13 protein-coding genes are annotated in these 17360 nt (G+C 50.7%); 1 reads left to right on the forward strand and 12 read right to left on the reverse strand.

Translation table 11 applies throughout. The features are described 5' to 3' along the window. Positions 1–80 precede the first annotated feature (80 nt). The 11 genes from F4Y39_13645 to F4Y39_13695 all read right to left on the reverse strand — a co-directional run bounded on the left by F4Y39_13645 (position 81) and on the right by F4Y39_13695 (position 15155). Positions 81–1379, reverse strand: a complete 1299-nt coding sequence (locus tag F4Y39_13645; GenBank protein MYC14768.1) for an MFS transporter — start codon at positions 1377–1379, stop codon at positions 81–83. A 131-nt stretch (positions 1380–1510) separates the two neighbouring features. Further along, positions 1511–2260 carry a DNA-binding protein gene (locus F4Y39_13650; protein MYC14769.1) on the reverse strand — a complete coding sequence of 250 codons (750 nt, stop codon included), beginning with the start codon at positions 2258–2260 and terminating at the stop codon, positions 1511–1513. Between the two features lies 1 nt (position 2261). After that, the gene (locus tag F4Y39_13655; protein ID MYC14770.1) at positions 2262–3149 is read right to left on the reverse strand and encodes a hypothetical protein; all 888 of its coding nucleotides are present in this window, start codon (positions 3147–3149) and stop codon (positions 2262–2264) included. A 70-nt stretch (positions 3150–3219) separates the two neighbouring features. Further along, positions 3220–3759 (reverse strand): DUF2384 domain-containing protein, encoded by a 540-nt coding sequence (locus tag F4Y39_13660; GenBank protein MYC14771.1) that lies wholly within the window; start codon positions 3757–3759, stop codon positions 3220–3222. 43 nt (positions 3760–3802) lie between these two features. Next, positions 3803–4048, reverse strand: a complete 246-nt coding sequence (locus F4Y39_13665; GenBank protein ID MYC14772.1) for a hypothetical protein — start codon at positions 4046–4048, stop codon at positions 3803–3805. Between the two features lie 91 nt (positions 4049–4139). Next, positions 4140–4334 (reverse strand): hypothetical protein, encoded by a 195-nt coding sequence (locus F4Y39_13670; GenBank protein ID MYC14773.1) that lies wholly within the window; start codon positions 4332–4334, stop codon positions 4140–4142. 18 nt (positions 4335–4352) lie between these two features. Continuing rightward, positions 4353–6392 carry an NgoFVII family restriction endonuclease gene (locus F4Y39_13675; GenBank protein MYC14774.1) on the reverse strand — a complete coding sequence of 680 codons (2040 nt, stop codon included), beginning with the start codon at positions 6390–6392 and terminating at the stop codon, positions 4353–4355. Between the two features lie 114 nt (positions 6393–6506). Further along, positions 6507–7958: an alanine:cation symporter family protein gene (locus F4Y39_13680; GenBank protein MYC14775.1), complete on the reverse strand. Its 1452-nt coding sequence runs from the start codon at positions 7956–7958 to the stop codon at positions 6507–6509. A gap of 103 nt (positions 7959–8061) precedes the next feature. After that, the gene (locus tag F4Y39_13685; GenBank protein ID MYC14776.1) at positions 8062–9552 is read right to left on the reverse strand and encodes a hypothetical protein; all 1491 of its coding nucleotides are present in this window, start codon (positions 9550–9552) and stop codon (positions 8062–8064) included. A 138-nt stretch (positions 9553–9690) separates the two neighbouring features. Then, positions 9691–14139: a hypothetical protein gene (locus F4Y39_13690; protein MYC14777.1), complete on the reverse strand. Its 4449-nt coding sequence runs from the start codon at positions 14137–14139 to the stop codon at positions 9691–9693. 23 nt (positions 14140–14162) lie between these two features. Then, positions 14163–15155, reverse strand: coding sequence for a Fic family protein (locus F4Y39_13695; protein ID MYC14778.1), 993 nt, complete (start codon positions 15153–15155; stop codon positions 14163–14165). 341 nt (positions 15156–15496) lie between these two features. Here F4Y39_13695 and F4Y39_13700 point away from each other — a divergent pair, with 341 nt between their 5' ends. Next, positions 15497–16393, forward strand: a complete 897-nt coding sequence (locus F4Y39_13700) for an SMP-30/gluconolactonase/LRE family protein (GenBank protein ID MYC14779.1) — start codon at positions 15497–15499, stop codon at positions 16391–16393. On the opposite strand, the gene F4Y39_13705 is transcribed toward F4Y39_13700, so the two are convergent. Next, entirely contained in the window at positions 16394–17359 is a 966-nt protein-coding gene (locus tag F4Y39_13705; protein MYC14780.1) for a D-2-hydroxyacid dehydrogenase, read from the reverse strand. Position 17360 lies beyond the last annotated feature (1 nt).

The raw sequence follows: 17360 nt of genomic DNA on the forward strand, positions 1-17360 counted from the left end.
ATATTAAAATATGACAATATGACAAAAAATTGTCAAGGGGAATTTCTATTTTGAAGTATTTCGGGTAGGGTGATCCAGCGTCAGGCGTCTGTTTCTGATGACGTTTTTTCACGCGCCATGCGGATGCCCTTTTGTTCGTCAACGCTGCGCAACAGGAGACCGCCCAAGATGAAGAACAGGCCCACGGTTGCCATGCCGTAGCGCTGGGATCCAGAGGCTTGTGTGATGACGCCCATGAGGAGGGGGCCGAGAAATGCCGTGGCTTTTCCCGAGAAGGCGTAGAAGCCGTAAAATTCGGTTTCTTTGTTTTGGGGGACAAATCGTCCCATGAGAGACCGGCTGGCCGATTGGTTGGGACCGGCAAATAGGCCGACGAGGAGGCCCGCGATCCAGAACCAGATTTTTTCTTGAGGTACGACGGCGATGATCGCCGCGATGACGAATCCGACGAGGGTGATCTGGATGGTGAGTTTGCCGCCCAGGCGGTCGTCCAGGTACCCAAAACACCATGCGCCGATGCCGGCTGCGATGTTGACGATGATGCCGAAGAAGAGGACTTCTTCAAATGTGAATCCAAATGTGCCTGCCGCATAAATGCCGCCGAAAGCAAAGACGGTGATGAGGCCGTCGTTATAGACGAGGCGCGCGAGCAGTAGTTTGAAGATTTCCCGGTAGCGCTGGAGTTCGCGGAAGGTTTGCAGGATGCGCTGGTAGGATGCAGCCAAACTGAGTTTGTCGCCAGTTTGTCGCGCAGGGGGAGCGGGTAAATAGAAGAGGGCTGGGAGGCTGAAGATGGCAAACCAGATTGCAACACCGATGTTTGTCGCCCGGATGTGTGCATGGGTTTCTTTGGTGAGGCCAAACCACGGGGTTTCTGCGGATACAAAACCGACCATGAGGACGGCCATTGAGAGCAGGCCCCCAAAATATCCCACGCCCCAAGCTTGTCCCGATATGCGCCCGATGCGTTCGGACGGGGCAATGTCGGGCAAGAAGGCGTTGTAAAATACGATGCCCATTTCAAAGCAGATACAGGCGATGATGTAGAGGGTTAATGCATAGGTAGCTTGCCCTTTTTGCGGGAAATAGAGCAGTGCGGTGAAGATGACGGCGAGAAATGTGAAGAATATTAAAAAGCGTTTGCGATATCCGCCCTGGTCAGATAGCGCGCCGAGGGGTGGCGATAGCAGTGCGACGACGAGCATGATGATGCCGACGCCGCGAGACCATAAAGCCGTGCCTATGATCTCATTTTCAGCGATGACTTTGGTAAAGAACGCCGCGTAGATAAATGTGGTGACGTTGTTGGCAAAGGAGGAGTTTGCAAAGTCATACATCATCCACGAGATGATGGTTTTTCGGTTGGTGGTTTTGGGCATGGTGAAGTGAGAAGTAGGAAGTGTGAAGTGATAGGACCCGTCATCGCGACATGGTTTTGAGCCGCGATCCAGAAGTTTTTGCCTGTCGTTAACGCCAGTAATCCAGTAAAATCAATACTTGTAATAAACGATCAATCCCCAACCAAAGGTTGAAAATCCTCACTCTCCATCGGTTCATATCCATCCCAACGACCGCACATTTCAACCAAAACGCGCTGTGTCATCGGAGAAGGTGGGGGATTGACCCTCACCACATGCGCCGTGTACTCACCGGGCGATTCGGTCATTGCCCTCGCCATCTCGGAAACGAGATAACGCGGGGTCCAGCCAATCATGTGGTAGTCCGTTGTCTGGAGTTGCACGGCCAGACCACTCACTGGATTGGTCAGTTCCAGTGTTACATAAAGTTCTTCTCCCGGCTTCAGCGCATTCAGTCGTTCTTGCGCGGGGAGGCTTGTGTGTCGCCATCCGTGCAGGAAAAATCGACAGACAAAACTTCCATCTTTGGCTTTGACCAGTTTTGGAAAGACCTCGTAATCGTCGGTTACCCGATAGCCACCGCTTACCGATAGCATCTCGAATGGATCGGCACTTTCAGGTAGGTCAAGTCGCTGAACATGATCGGCGAAGTCCGGTCTGTTCGGTTTCATAACCCGGTTCTGGAACAGGTAAAATAGTGCTGAGGATCGGTAATCTCTATGCAGTTGAGGAAAGCTTGGAAGGGGCGGATATTTCAACTCTTGCTGTGCTCGCACAGCCCCGCCCGTATAGCGAAAGCGATACTCCGGAAGCTCGACATCTGCATCCAGCCGACCAATCGGGAACCATTGATGGCTCCGCACTTTGTCCTGCCACGCCAGGAATAAAGTTTTTGTGCTCATATCAGATAAGTCTCCTCAGTTGTTCACAATTATAGTTCATCAGCGCAATCGCGAATGTGCGGGCTGAGGACGTCATCCAATCAGTGGGTACGCGATTCACAATTTTAGACAAAGAATCCTTGTCGAATTTCTCCAGTTTCAAAATTGCCGGTTGAAAAAGGTCTGGATAGGTGGGGGCCGCACGTCGTACTAACTCCAGCGGACTGGAGCCATGTCGCTCGTCTTCTGACCAGTAAATTGCACCGCGTCCTCTTTCCGCATAGTCTCCTACGCGATTCTCGACCATCAGCCTGTCGCGGCGTTCATCCCGAAGTTCCCGGCCCAGCGATGATGCGTGGTCATAAGACGGTGCTATGAAACCCTTCCCTTCATCACCTGCCCGCCGCCGAAGTATGCCCCAGTTCTCGTGATGACGGTCTGTGTTACCAATTATAGCATCCAGTACTAAATACTCCGCGAATAGGAGTTTAGCATTTTCGGTAGCTTCGGGTTGCTCGAAGATACGCTCCAGTGCCAGCCAAATATTCTTCAGTGTATGATGCGAATGGTGGAATCTCGCCGTTGGATCGTAATCCTCTATCGTTATTTCCAACAACTCATTACCGTGGAACAACTCCCGACCCCCAAGAGCAAACGATTCTGTCACCGAACCGCGCTCACCTTGAAACTCCGCCAATTCTACCTTCGCGTGTGTAATCCCTATCACAGAGGCAACCTCGGCGGCTATCTTCTCTGCCCAGTGTTCTCCTGTGTTTGGTCGAGGGTGCTTGAATAGCCAGTTTGTATTATCATCAGGCTTACTATACCAGAACTTCGTTTTACCCCCCATTTCCTCAGGGTTAATAACCCATTCTGGTTCTACTATAACTATTGGGTATTCGTCAGACATGCGTCAGTTCCGATTCTCTATCAACATACGCAATACGCCTACACCTGCACAATTCGCCAGGCTGTCAGCATTATGAAAATACCCCGTACTCAATGCGTCCCAGAAGGTCTTCAACTTCTCGAGCACCTGGTTCGGTATCTGCATAATCCAGTGGAGAAACGCTGCCAAGAGCAGTTAATGGCGTTACAAACCATTGACGAGCAACTTCCTGTCCTCCCAGAACCTCGACAGCCCGATCATATAGCAGACCAATACGCAGTAGGCGTTCCGATTCATCGATATGCAACCGTCCTTCTTTTTTTCGATGTGTCAGTGTATGTACCGCAATTTTAGTTACAGTAGCCAGAGCTTGTTCAGAAATGCCCATAGCATTTTTTAATACGTCAAATGTCGCTACTGGCAATCCTTCTTTTATTGCTGCAATCATTTCAGATCGGTTTTCAAAACGCCATCCTGCCGATGTCGCATAAGTTGTCGTCTGTCCTTCTGCGATAACCGAAGCACCATCTGCTGTTCGAAATCCCGTTGATGTCCATCTCCAGACTTTCAATTGTTGAGTTTTCATATATCCTCCTTTTTCCTCGAGGCAACAATTCTGCCAGAAGATCATTGAAGCGCAAAAATGTTGGTATCTATCACAAAATGTTCAGAGTTCATTTCTCCCAACCCCGATCCCATTCAGCCCGAAGCTTTCGTTGAAACGCCACCGGGTCATCAATGTCTCGAAACGCTTGAATTTTGCCATCAAGATCCGATAGGACATCTGCACCTTCTGTTTTTCTTTGTTCGTCTTCCTGTAGGTAAACAGCAACACGAGCCTTTCGACCAAATGCCTCGCGAAAGTCTGTAGGAAGTTTGCCGTCTTTGGCAATGACGATTTCTTTCTCAATCAATTTCATGGTTTTTGTCCTTTCCTCATACGCTAAATGTAGCGAATCAAGCGAAATTGTGCCACCTTTGATCATCTATACGGACAAGATATACTCTATCTCAAATATCGTTGTACATCTCAGGGTCTGGATCAATTTCCACGACTTTGCCATCGCGCCTGACCACAACTTTGGTACCGGTCTGGTGCGCGATCAGGTGTGCGCGTTTAGCGGCTCGTATAAGCGCGGCAGGTGCCGCTTGCATGTCGGGATCGTCCAGTTTGGACACAGGGATTTGATGTTTTTCTTTTTTCATTTGCTGTTCTCTGTGATGTCAGGGACGATAACTGAGCAAACTCTTTATTTTATTCAGTTTGCCAGGCGGGTAGAGAGAGTGGCCTATGAATTTCTGCAAGCTGGTTTTATTCAAAATCGTCGTGTCGCCGTGGCTGGCGTCCTGGTCAATTAAGGTAGAGGGAACATCTTCCCAGTTGAACGCACGTCTGCCAAAGGCATCGCGTGGTTCCCAGACGATGACTTTCTCTCCGTCAATCGTCCATCCTTTGGACGCATCGCCTTCTTTTTTTACATAAGATGCTGGACGCAATAGACTTTCGAGGGCTGCTTTAACTCTGTCGTATCGCTTTTCCGCATAATTTTGCCAGGTTATTTTGCGGCACCATTGGGGCGGTGTTTTGCCTGTTCCTTCAGATATGATGTCGCTTATAACCTGAGATGAAATTGCCAGCCAATCGTCCGGGAGATGACCGGGGGCCATGCGATCCATAATTTCTACGAGGTATCGTTTATAGAGATGTCCCGTCAGACTGTTACGTATCTTCTGTACATCGCCTTGCAAACGCTGCCGGGTTTCCTCTTCGTGAGAGGGCAGTGCAGTCGTGGTGTATATCATCAGGCTGCGTTTAACGATTTCGTCGGGAAATGATTGGGGTTCGGCATTCATTGCGAGTATGAAGCACGGATATTCGGAAACTGGGGGCTGTAGTTCCTCTTTGATCATGTCCTTGCCGTACTGGTTGAAGGCGCGTTGTCCTATATCATCAAACACAACGGGAAAGCGTTTGTACGACGCTTGCAATCCGCGAAGTCGGGATGTGGTGAAACTCCGTTTTTCCACTGTGTTGGTGCAACTGAACATGGATGTCATAAGCGTATCAATCAGGCTGGTTTTGCCGCAGTTGGATTTGCCAAAGACGATGCCAAAGGAAGGAAAGCGGACCACATCGCTGTCTTGCACCAGGGCAAGTGACCGCATGTCGCACATGAAGGGGGAGAAATACAGCCACGCCATCAAGGTGAAGTAATCCCGTTGCAGCCGTTTTACATCTCCCTCAAAGGCGGCGTAGTTCTCGAAGTATTCCAGGAGCAGACGCGCATCTGTTTTTACCGAATCGCTATCCCATTCCAGCGGGAATACATCATCCGATAGGGTGGCCTGGCGCGTGGTTCTGTCGATATGGAAGTTGCGCGTATCGACTTCTTCGGCTGACTTGACGAGGACCACGCGATTTATCTGGCGTTTGATGTTCTGGGTGATGCGTTGCTTCCCATTGCGTATGGGAGGCATGACCGATGATAGCGCAGGACCAAGAGAGGCAAGTACCTTCTCTACGCGCTCTACCTGAACCGGAAAGGAGGTTTCGACTTCATCGGGGGCAGGTGGCTCAATTATAAGGGTGGCCGGTCCATTGTTTATAGATGGGGTTTCCTGAATTTCTATTTCTGATCGCGTTATTTTCTCATCGGGTATCTCGATTTCGTCTGATGCGGAGTCCCGGATGGTGTTGAACATATTGTTGTAGTGTTCCCAGGCTTTCTCATCATTATCGAACATGACCAGTGTCTCTGGTTGGTCGCCGGAAAATGCTCGTTCCGAGAGGTTGGCAGATCCGATTATTACTCGCTTTCCGCCATCCGAATTGGATAGCAGGTAGAGTTTTGCGTGGGCTATGGACTTTCTCAAGACTCTGAAGTGGGCTTGTCCCGAATGTACTTTTTCGAGAATTTGTATGTGCCGTTCGTCTTTGAGGTTCATGATTGCGGCGCGAGTATCGCCGACCACTGTTTTCTGAAACGCGAGAATGTCTTTCATGTCGCGGATGATGCCTTCATAGCCGAATACGCATTCGAAGGTCGTGAAAGCGTATTTATCGAGCATTCTAAGGATGGCATCCACGCTTACTGAATAGGTCAATACCCGCAGGCTGTCGAATCCATCGAATACGTCCCAGTCAAATTTCTTTTCTGAGTTGAATTTCGCGCTGACCACACGAAGGCCACTTCCGTCATCAATTCCGAATGATATCTGGCTCTCGCTGGAGTCGTCGAACAGCATATTTTGCTGAGTATCCATTTTTCGCAATTCTCCGTTGAAGCACGCATCACTTTTGCGATATGCCTGCACACTAGGCTATCAGCATCATGAAAATATCCCGTACTCAATGCGTCCCAAAGGGTCTTCAATTCCTCACATAAATTTTTTAATTTTTCCGCTTTTCAGGCGTGCAAAATATGAATCCATTTCATGCTTGACGATGGGTGCCAGGAAATACAGCCCCAAAATATTCGGCACACAAATCAAAAACACCAGCGCATCGGAAATATCCAGCAGGGGCCCCAATTGCACCATGCATCCCAAAACAACACAGAGGCAAAAAATGATTTTGTACGCGTTTTGCCTGTGTGCGCTTTCACCAAACAAATAGGTCCAACCTTTTAATCCATAATAGGACCAGGAAATCATCGTGGAAAAGGCGAATAGCACAGCGGCAAAAGCCAGCGGAATGGGAAACCACGAAAATTGTCGCTCAAAGGCCACAGACGTCATGGCCACGCCCGTTGCGTCGCCAGCAAAATCGGGTGCGATAACCTGCGTTGTGGCAATGACCAGAGCGGTGATGGTGCAGATGACGATGGTATCAATAAAAGGCTCCAACAACGACACAATCCCTTCTGTGATGGGCTCGTTTGTCTTGACCGACGAATGGGCAATAGCGGCCGATCCAATGCCGGCTTCATTGGAGAACACCGCGCGTTGGAAGCCGATAATCATCGTTCCCAATACGCCGCCAGCGACACCTTCGCCGGTGAATGCGCCCCCAAAGATGTTGCCGATGGCGACGGGCAGTGCCGATGCGTTGAGCAGAATTGTGATAAGAGAAAAAAAGCAGTAAAGGACCGCCATAGAAGGGACGACTTTTTCTGTAACCCTGGCGATAGATTTAATCCCTCCGATAATCACGGCAAAGACCACTGCGCCTAAAATAATACCGACCAGCCAGCCCAGTCCGTCCAGCATTCCGCCGGTCATGTGGTTGAGTTGCACATACGCCTGATTGGATTGGAACATGTTGCCTATGCCCAGTGCGCCTATTGCAATCCCCATTGCGTAAAAGCCGCCGATCAGTTTGCCAAAGCTGTCCATGCCGCGGGCTGAAAATCCTTTTCTGAGGTAGTACATCGGACCGCCCGAAACCGAATGGTCCGGGTTTTCATTGCGGTATTTGACGCCCAGCGTGCATTCAATGAACTTTGTGGACATGCCCAAAAAGCCCGCTACAATCAGCCAAAATGTCGCCCCTGGTCCGCCAACGGTTACCGCTACTGCGACGCCACCGATGTTGCCGATGCCGACAGTTCCCGCCACTGCTGTGGCCAGTGCCTGCAGGTGGGAGACTTCGCCTTTGCTGTTGGGGTCGGTGTAGTCGCCGCGCACCAGTTGGAGGGCATGCTTGAAGCCGCGGATACCAATGAAGCCGGTGTAAAAAGTAAAAAATACTGCGCCAGCGACAAGCCACAACACCACCAATGGCAACTCCGCGTCAGCCACGGAAATTTTAAAAAAGACAAACTGACCGATCACCTCCGCAATTGGCGCAGTGGCATTGTTAATGGTCTCGTCAATTCCTAATGCCTTCATAGCTGAATACACATCCGAAGGTCGTGAAAGCGTATTTATTGAGCATTCTAACGATGACATATACGCTTACTGAATAGGTCAACACTCTCCGTTGACAAATGCATCAATTTGTCAATTCAGCCAATCTGTTTCTGCCATTTTCCGTAATTTGGTACTTCTGCAACCGACTTCCCGGTTTTTCTGGAATCGTGTATTTGATCAATCCGTCTTTTCTCAATGCGCGAATCACTTTGTTGAGCTGTCCTGACACGGTTTTTTGACCCAGGCCGGTTGAGACGGACGATTTCGACAGGGGAGCCTGGATAAGAAGTGACAAAACTCTCTGCTCAAGACTTCCTTGTCGTGACTCTGGCTGTGACTCTGGCTGTGACTCTGGCTGTGACTCTGGCTGTGACTCTGGCTTAGCCTTGATTTGCTCTGGAATTGTCGGGTATCTGTAGGGCACTTGTTCGGTGACATGCGGAGTTATCTGTCCGCCATGTTCAACCTGCCGTTTGAATGTTGTGACTACCCAATTATCCGAGACCTCAATCACGGGTTCTTCTACCCCGTAGTCACGGCACTCCTGTCGGATGCGCCGGATGCCGCTGCCGATCTGCTCTACCATTCCCATGCGGTGGAACATTCCGAATAGAAGGGGATTTCGTGGTACGCTTCTGATCCCCAAATCTTTCTCTCGCATTCCCGCTGGCAACCCGCCCGGTGTGACGATTTCCAGTCGATCATGAAATATGTGTACCTGCACCTTAGCGTTAGAGCGATAGTCTCGATGCGCGATGGCGTTGACCATTGCCTCGCGGAGTGCATCCTCTGGTAGTTCAAGTCGTTCATCTCGTCCGCGAGCGTGGGGGATGAGGGCTGTGTTCAATTTCGCCTGCATGTAGGCTATACAGTCGTCGTAGATGGAACATATATCGCCCGTGAAGTTCTTGAGGTCGATGATATGCGTATTGGTCGTGCCGCGAAGAACCGCGCAAGTCACGCCCGCTGTCAATGTGTAGCGTGTGATATCTTCCGCTAATAGCCACGCGCCCGCATGGGTCATGATCCCATTTTCAAGCAAGTGCAGGTTTTCCAATGCCACGATTGGGTCCATTCCGTCGGGAATATGCGCCCGCTTGGCGAACCGCGCCCAGGCTTCTGGCGTCAGGTCTTTATCTATTTTGAAGTTATGGCATGGTGTTTTGTCGAATCGAATGAGTCCTTCCTTAAAAAAGAATTCGCGGATTTCGTCGCGTGACATTTGTTGCGAACTCGCGCCTTCGCGGATGTAATATTTGCCGCCAAAGGAGTAGGGCTTGCCATGTTGCTCTGGTATTGTGATGCAGAGTACGTCATTGACAGACTCCGTTTCCACTGCTATCGGCGGATCCGCTGATCGCGCGATGGACTGGACTTGCGACTTCAGCTTGTTGTGGTTCGCAATACCAACGATTTCGCCATGGTCTGTTACGCCGATCAGAATGATGCCGCCAGTCGCGTTCGCAAAGGCACAGATCTCACAGCCCAGGTTAGAGGACATGGAACGCTTGAACTCTGTGGTAAAACCTTCGCCGAGAGCGGTCAGGTCGTGGAGTGAGAAGTTTGAAGTCACTGCTGTTTGCTCTTTCGTGTAAGTCTCGTTACATAAACGGTCAATCAACCAAAGATTGGAAATCCTCGCTCATCATCGGGCACTTTTCCATTCGATATAATGCCCGTATTCTTTTTCAAGTAGGCTGGTGGACGCATCTCATCGTCCGAACCAGGGACCTGTACTCCGCACAGTCTTGCGGCATAAAAAGTGCTGGTCCAGTTTGTCACCAATATTTCCCTCTCGGTTCTTCATGGCTGTCTTCAAGTTTGACTTGTTAAGTTGAAAATGGTTTATCTTGCGCTGAAAAAAATCTGTCGAATCATCAGCGGTCTTCAAGTCTTGATATATCCACACCCAGGCGCGACGATCAGCAGAGTGCAAAAACAGTACCCAAGCTGCGTAAGCCTCGGCGGGATCGCAAGCGTTGAGAAAAGCTCGCCACCAGTGGTGAGCGCATGCTTCAATCCATCTATGGCGTGCTGATCTCATAGTAAAATTTGCGTGGGTTGTCCTGATCTCACTATCTGGCCAGGCTCCAGCTACAGGTAGTGAATTGTTCGCAGAAAAACCTGACAGCACTTCCGCTCGGCGGAGATGCCAAACGAGTGCTGACGCTCGGTCTTTTTTTATTATAGTGTCAAGCCAATCGGATTTCCCATTATACGACGCAGTGATTGCGAGTTCAAAAAGCTTCTGGTCGTTATAACAGTATTCTAATCCAACTAATTCTTCTCGGAGTCTCATTATTTCTGGCGAATCCGGCCCCTTAAAGGCCATGTGCATAAGACGTTCCACATCTACTTCACCAATGTATCGCATTCTCAGAGCCGAACGCAACTTATGCCACAAACGCGTCCCTTTCTCAGGTGCATAAGTAAGCAAAGCCTCGCAAAGTACCAAAAAGAAATTTTCGGCTGCAAGACCGTAATGAGAAACCTCCATCATCTCGAAATAGCTCTCAAGCTGTTGTTCCACTATATCCATTGCATGCTTAAAGACCGGTTTGAAATCTTCTGAGTCAATTCTGATGTTTTCAGTAAAGGATCCCGGACCGAGTTTTTTAGCTGCCAACCGAACTTCAGTGGGAATAGTGCCACGTCTGCGAATGGCGTTTAACAATTGCCATGGTGCCAGTCGTGGTGCAAGTTCGTCAAAAGGGATATCTGACGTGGCTTCGATAAGGGCACTCGTTCCATAGTGATTTACATAAATGTTCTCACCCGGACTCCAGGACCAACCCTCATCCACAAGAGTCCGACCGAATCGTACCGGATTTGCACAGGCCAGAATCTCAAAGGCCCATCTACGAAAATCTCCTTCTTGCTTTTTCACAAAACTCTCGACCCATGACCAAGCATTATCTGTGAGTTCGACTGGGGAACTCGATAGCAAGATAAGCAAAACACGTTGTTTAGAGGACGAACAGGTAGCGTAACGGGTAATTAATGCGTCAATATCCTCCCGTGACGGGCGACGCAAAACTTTACAGAAGTCGAGCGAAAAATCTTCCAAGTCTGATTGAAGCAATAGATCAAATTGAGACTGTGCATCCAGGCTTTGAAACTCCATCAACAAAAGTCTCTCTGTGACATGGGCATCAGTATTCTCGTTATCACTTTCGCTGATCAAGCGCAAATTTCGCACCGCTTCTATTTCGGCCTCGTCCGCCAGAATAAGGTGATTGGTCGCAAGAATGGCTCTCGACTGTCGAAATTCTGGCGGACAGGTGGATAGATTCCGCATCTTGCGACGAATCAAATCCGCCAGCAGATCAGGCGCACAACGCGCCAGTACTGGTTCGAGGACTTCAAAGTCGTGATCCTCGCTGGTGAGACCCATAACCCTGTCCAGCTTTTCGACATCTATGTGCTCCGCTGTCTTACGAAGTTCGGCTATAAAAGTATCTGGAGGCTTGAAGTTCGGGTCAAGCCATAACTCTTTGGTCCGTTGCACGCGATAGGTCAAAGACAATTCTGTATCAGCAAGAACAATTTCCGCGTGGCGTCGTTCCAACGGAAACCAGCTTTGGCCAGGCTTTTGTAGATAGTCTTTCTCGTAAGAGAACAGGCGGTCCAGGTCAGGATCAATATCCACTGCTTTGTCTTCGTCAGCATTGTGTCCGGTGAGTCTGAGCAGAAGTGAAGCGACGCTCTTCGGGAGATCCGGGTGTATGCCCGGTTCCACGGGTCGGAAAAGGATTTCTTCAGACAAGTTCCGCAAAGCCTTCACTGTGTCGTCGGGATCAACTTCGTTAAGCAGGCAAATCCACTTCAGGCCATCCCAACTCTCGCTTTGGCCCCTGACTGCTAAGGCGATGGCTGCTATCTCGAAAATTGGCAGGGCTTTAGACAGTGGAAAAACTTCAATAATTGAAGGCACAGTAGTTTGCCAGGCGCCAAAACCGGTATCGTGATCAACCAAATCAAGTTCAACACCGCAGACTTTAATGCGTTGCGAAGAGTCGATACCAATCAAGTTTTTCAGTCGATCTGAGCGTCGCTTGTCGCGCTCTTTATTGGCATTTGGTTGTGTATCGACATCACGGGATACAATACTCATCCAACGCAGAGATCGCTGGATAATTTTGGTAAAAGCTGTAGTGTCCTTTTTGGGAATATTGCGTAGCGCGTTCACAGCCCAAAATCGGGCAGAATCATAAACGTAACTGTCTGAATGCTCAATCGCATCAAGTAGCGCATCGGGGAAATTTGGAGCGAGGTCCGCGAGTTCTTGCCGGTGTTCATCGGAAACATTCTGGCTTTGCAACCACGCCGTGACGAGCACTCCAGGAATGAGTGACTCTGCTGCACGTCCCTGCTCCACTAAGATTGATACTGCCGCACGCAGGATTTCCGCTCTTTCATCAAGACCCGAAATGGGGTCAAACCATTCTGCCAGCCTGGCATTTAGAGTTTCAAAAGTTGGCGAGACTTCTTGATTGAGGTCATTCAGAAGTGCAGCACCGAGGGCATGTGCTACGACTGCGGGAGTAAGTTGCACATTGCTTGATGAGTCAGCGGTAGTGAACGGACCATCAATAATGTCGCTAAGCCTTGCATAGACCTCCTTTTTCTCAAGGTCGGGACGAGCCACAGTTTTACCGAGCGATTTTTCTGAATATTTCTTGATACCGTTCCGATGTTGCTGTGCGATTTTCTTCAGCCATTCCCTCCATTCGTCCTCACTGAACGACCTGCCAGCACGTACTCCGAAATAGTCGCGTCCGTACTCCCATAGCAGGCGATGAACAGTTACTTGACCCACCTTGACCAGCTTTTTTCGGAAACGTACTACGAGCTTGAAGAGACGGGGATTACGAGCCAATTCAATTACATCGTCATGCAGGTGGGCCTGCGTGAGATTTTCAAATGCAAGCATCTGGTCAAGTTCACTTCCCGGTGCCGTATCATAGGGACCTACATCAACCCGCTCGGATGAAACAGTGAGACCGCGAAGCTCCGACAGTTTGTTTTTATAATGATGAGAGCGGGTGGTAGTGATTATCCTCACTCGTTCCTTAAAAGTTTCACCCTGAAGAATCTTTAGAATGTGCAGCCAGGGAGTGGATGACTCTTGAATCAGGCCATCGAAGAAGACTGTCAGGACAGGCCCCTCATTGGTCGGACGCTTCAGTAGATTTTCGAGACGGCGAAGCCAATGGTCCCTGTCCCGTATCCCTTTGCTCATTTCGTAAAGACGATCTGCCAGGATTTGCTTCACACTGGTTTCAGAGACGTGCCCAGCGACTACCGCAGAGGATGGTATTACCAGAACAATTGGTTGTTCATCCCTTTTGTCTATCAACCAATCGAGCGTTGCCCACGTTTTACCGATGCCTTCCAAGCCTACGACGGCAACCGGTGCGCCATTATGCGCTGGACCATACCACCATGTATTCAGTGCTTCATGCACGGTGCTACGTTTGACCTTCTTCTCCTGAGCACCCCCGGCGGCGTCTTGTCCAAGTTTAGCGTTCGACTCTCTGGGCGAGTTCCAAATCTTGTCGAGACCTTCGTGAGATAGCGCGCGTAAAGCATCGTACCCCAGACACCAATATTGCAAGTCGCGTTGCAACCTTTCAATAGCTTGCTTTGATATGGGGTGAAGGGCGCGAGCTACCTCACCAGCCTCTTTTGAAAACTCCTTTTCAACCAAATCAGGAGCAAAAGCGCATAATGCTGCAAGTTGTGCTATCCCGTGATTTGACCAATCGATAATTATAATGGGAACTCCGATGCTTTCGCCTTTCTTCACAAGCGAATGCTGTAGGGCCTCTCGAACGGGGCGTGTTGCAACCAATATCCAGGCTTCAAGTGCTTGGTCTCGTTCAAGTGCTTGATCAATCTCACCAAGCAATTCGCGTCTGCCCAGAGAACGGGTGTCACTATACTTCTTGCATTCGAGGCGAAGCTTTCGTCCTTGATGTCCTGCTGTTCCGGCATCCCCGCCATGTTGATAGCCGGATTCGGCGACAGGAAATGGCACATCAAGTAGGCGGCTAAGCAATGCAGCCGCGAGATGTTCGAGATTCGATGCCTTTCCTTCTTGCTGAAGTTCTTCCTTCAGCCTTTCATGGTATTTTTGTTCTTCTGCGCTTAAGGTCATAGTGCTTTCGGTTTGTAAGTGATTTATTCAGATTGTTGCATCTCCCTTCCGCGTGCGGTGAGGCGATATTTTTGGTTTCTCGCGGTGGGCGATTCGGGGCGTGTCATTTCCACGAGTCCTGCGGATAGTGCCGGGCGAATGTAGTTGTTGCGGAATGTGGGCCGATGCGATAGGCCCAGTTCTGCCATGAGTTCAGCGGTGGTTTTTGGACCTGTCCGCAAGGCGGCGAGTAGCCGCGCTACTTGGTCGGTTACTTGATCGGTTACTTGGTCGGTTCCCTGGAGTGCATCCAGAATAATCTCCAGCATGAATGTAATGAATGGCGTGCTTTCGCCTTCTGACGAACTCTGTCTGATGGCTTTGTAGTAGTCGCTTTGTCGAGCATGGACCAGACTTTCTACGGGGATGTGGGCGAACAGGGGTTTCCAGCGGGTCAGTATCAGGGTTTGCCAGAGCCGTCCCATCCGTCCGTTGCCATCTTCAAAGGGGTGAATGAATTCAAATTCGTAGTGGAAGACCGAACTGGCGATTAGCGGGTGCTCATCGGTGCTGCCCAGCCATGCCAGCAAGTTTGCCATGAGTTGTGGCACGCGCATGGGGGGCGGGCCGATGTGGTGGACTTCGCCGCCGCCCATCACGCCAATGTCTCTGCGGCGATATTGTCCGGGCGCATCCAATAGTCCGATCATCAGGACTTCGTGAGCACGCAACAGGTCGGCTTCGTTGGCGGGGTTCCACTGCTGGTATTGATCGTAGGCTTTGATGGCGTTGCGGGCTTCCTGTATGTCTCTGAGTGGCGCGATAACGGGCTTGCCGTCGAGTATTGTGGAGACCTGTTCTTCGCTGAGGATATTGCCTTCAATGGCGAGGGATCCGCGAATCGTGAGGATGCGATTGATGCGTCGTAGGCGCAAGTCCTGCGCGATGCCTGTCGCACGACCAATCGCTTCACCGATTTCTTCAATGCGAAAGAGAATGTCCGGCGTGATTGTGTATGGTGGTTTTTCGATTTTCATTGTTTATCTATAATTACTGGATCGCGGCTAAAACCCTGCCGCGATGACGGAGGTCCTTACTCAAGGCGCTCGATATTGCATGCATCTTAAAGGGTTTAATTTACTGAATCATGCGAGATTGCGCCACCCTTCATATTGTGATTTAGCGGTTAAAACCATGTGGATCGCGGCTCAACATCATGCCGCGATGACGAGAGCCTTTCACTTCACACTTCCCACCTCACAGTGAACTGGTCTGGACTGCGACCAGTTGTACATCGTTTCACACTTTCCTTCATGCGAGCAATCGCGTATGTTGGAGACGAGATCGCGTAATTTTATGTGAAGCAAAGGAGCGTTTTATGGAATGGAATTTTGAGCAGGTGGCGGGTCCGTTTGGTTTTACCGAGGGTCCGGTGTGGGTGGGCGATGCGCTGTTGTTTACAGATATGCCGGGGGATCGCGCGATGCGCTACGATCACAGGACGGGTGTTTGCGATGTGTGGCGCACGGGTACGAATCGGGCGAATGGTCTGACTACTGATGCAGAGGGTCGGGTCTATGGCGCAGAGGGTACTTTTGATCCGAGTGGTGACGGGTTTGTGGATGGTCCCGGGCGTCGCATTGCGCGGTATGAAAGCGATGGTTCGACGACGGTGATTTCCGACAATTTTGAGGGCAACCGTTTTAACAGTCCCAATGATCTCGTGGTCGATGCAAAGGGCCGGGTCTGGTTTACAGATCCGAGATATGGCGATGATAAGTCATGTATGGATATCGGTCACGAGTCGGTGTATCGGGCAGATCCCCAGGACGATGGTTCGTACGCGACTGTGCGGGTGACTTTTGATACGACAAAGCCCAATGGTCTGATTGTTACGCCGGATATGAAGACCCTGTATGTGGCGCAGAGCGATTATCTGCCCGAGACTGCCCGGGAATTGCGCGCGTATCCAATTGAGGAAGATGGGTCGCTGGGCGCTTGTGAAGTGCTGCACGATTTTGGTGCCGATCGGGGTATAGACGGTATGAGGCTGGATGAGGATCTCAATATTGTCGCGAGTGCGGGTTGGCCGGATGGTGGTCCCGGTCCGATGATTTACGTTTTTGCGCCCGACGGAGAGGTGCTCGAAGCACATCCTTTTCCGATTAATCCGACCAATTGCGCCTTTGGCGATGAAGATTTGCAGTCGCTCTATGTCACGGCTATCGATGGGTATTTGTACCGCGCGCGCACGCATCGAAAGGGGTTGGGGTAGTCAGTACCACTTTGATTTATCCACGACATTGGTCAGTTCTTCGCCTGCGAGAAAGCGGCGGGCGTTGTCGATGAGTATTTCGTAGCGTCGGTCGTTTATGTTGCCGGCGTCTCGTACGGCAATGTGGGGGGTCATCAGTACGTTGGGTAAGCCCCACAGCTTGTGGTCGGAGGGCAGTGGCTCTTGTTCGAATACGTCCAGTCCGGCACCGGCTATTGTGCCGGATTCGATGGCGTTGGCGAGGTCGTCTATTTTGCACACTTTGCCGCGGCCGATGTTGATGAAGTACGCCGAAGGTTTCATCAGGGTGAAGCGTCGCGCGTCGAACATGCCTTCGGTTTCGGGCGTATGTGGGACGGTTGTGATCACAAAGTCCGCGAGTGGCAGAAGTGTGTCGAGTTCGTCCGGGGTGTGGAATTCGACGTAGGGCAGTTCGTATTCGGGCCGGGGTTCGATGCCGATGACGGTCATTCCCAGTTCGTTGCACAGGCGCGCTGTCTCGTGTCCGATGCCGCCCACGCCGTTGATGAGGGCTGTTGCGTCAGCGAGGTCTATGTACGGGGATTTGCGCGCGTTTTTGTCCCATATTCTGCGCCGCTGTGCGTCCATGTACCAGGGTAGCCCGCGCGCCAATGCGAGCAGGAACATGAGGATGTGGTGGGATATGTGGTCGAAGTATATGCCGCGGGGATTTGTGATGGTTAGCGGGTGTTGGATCAGTTCTTTGTAGTAGTATCCGAAGAAGGGTCCGGCGTCCGGGTTGTGCAGCCAGGCGAGTTTTTCGGCAGCGGCGAGTGCATCGGGCGGTATCCAGCCGAATGCGGCATCGGCGTCGCGTATTGCATCTATGGCTTCTTCGTCGGTTTCGGGCGATAGGATGTCGTATTCGGGGAGTTCGTCCGACAGGCGGGTGGCGAATGCGCGCCTGAGGTCGTCCTGCGGCGGCATGAATACAAATTTTGGCATT

Source organism: Gemmatimonadota bacterium (assembly GCA_009838845.1).
Classification (GTDB): Bacteria; Latescibacterota; UBA2968; order UBA2968; family UBA2968; genus VXRD01.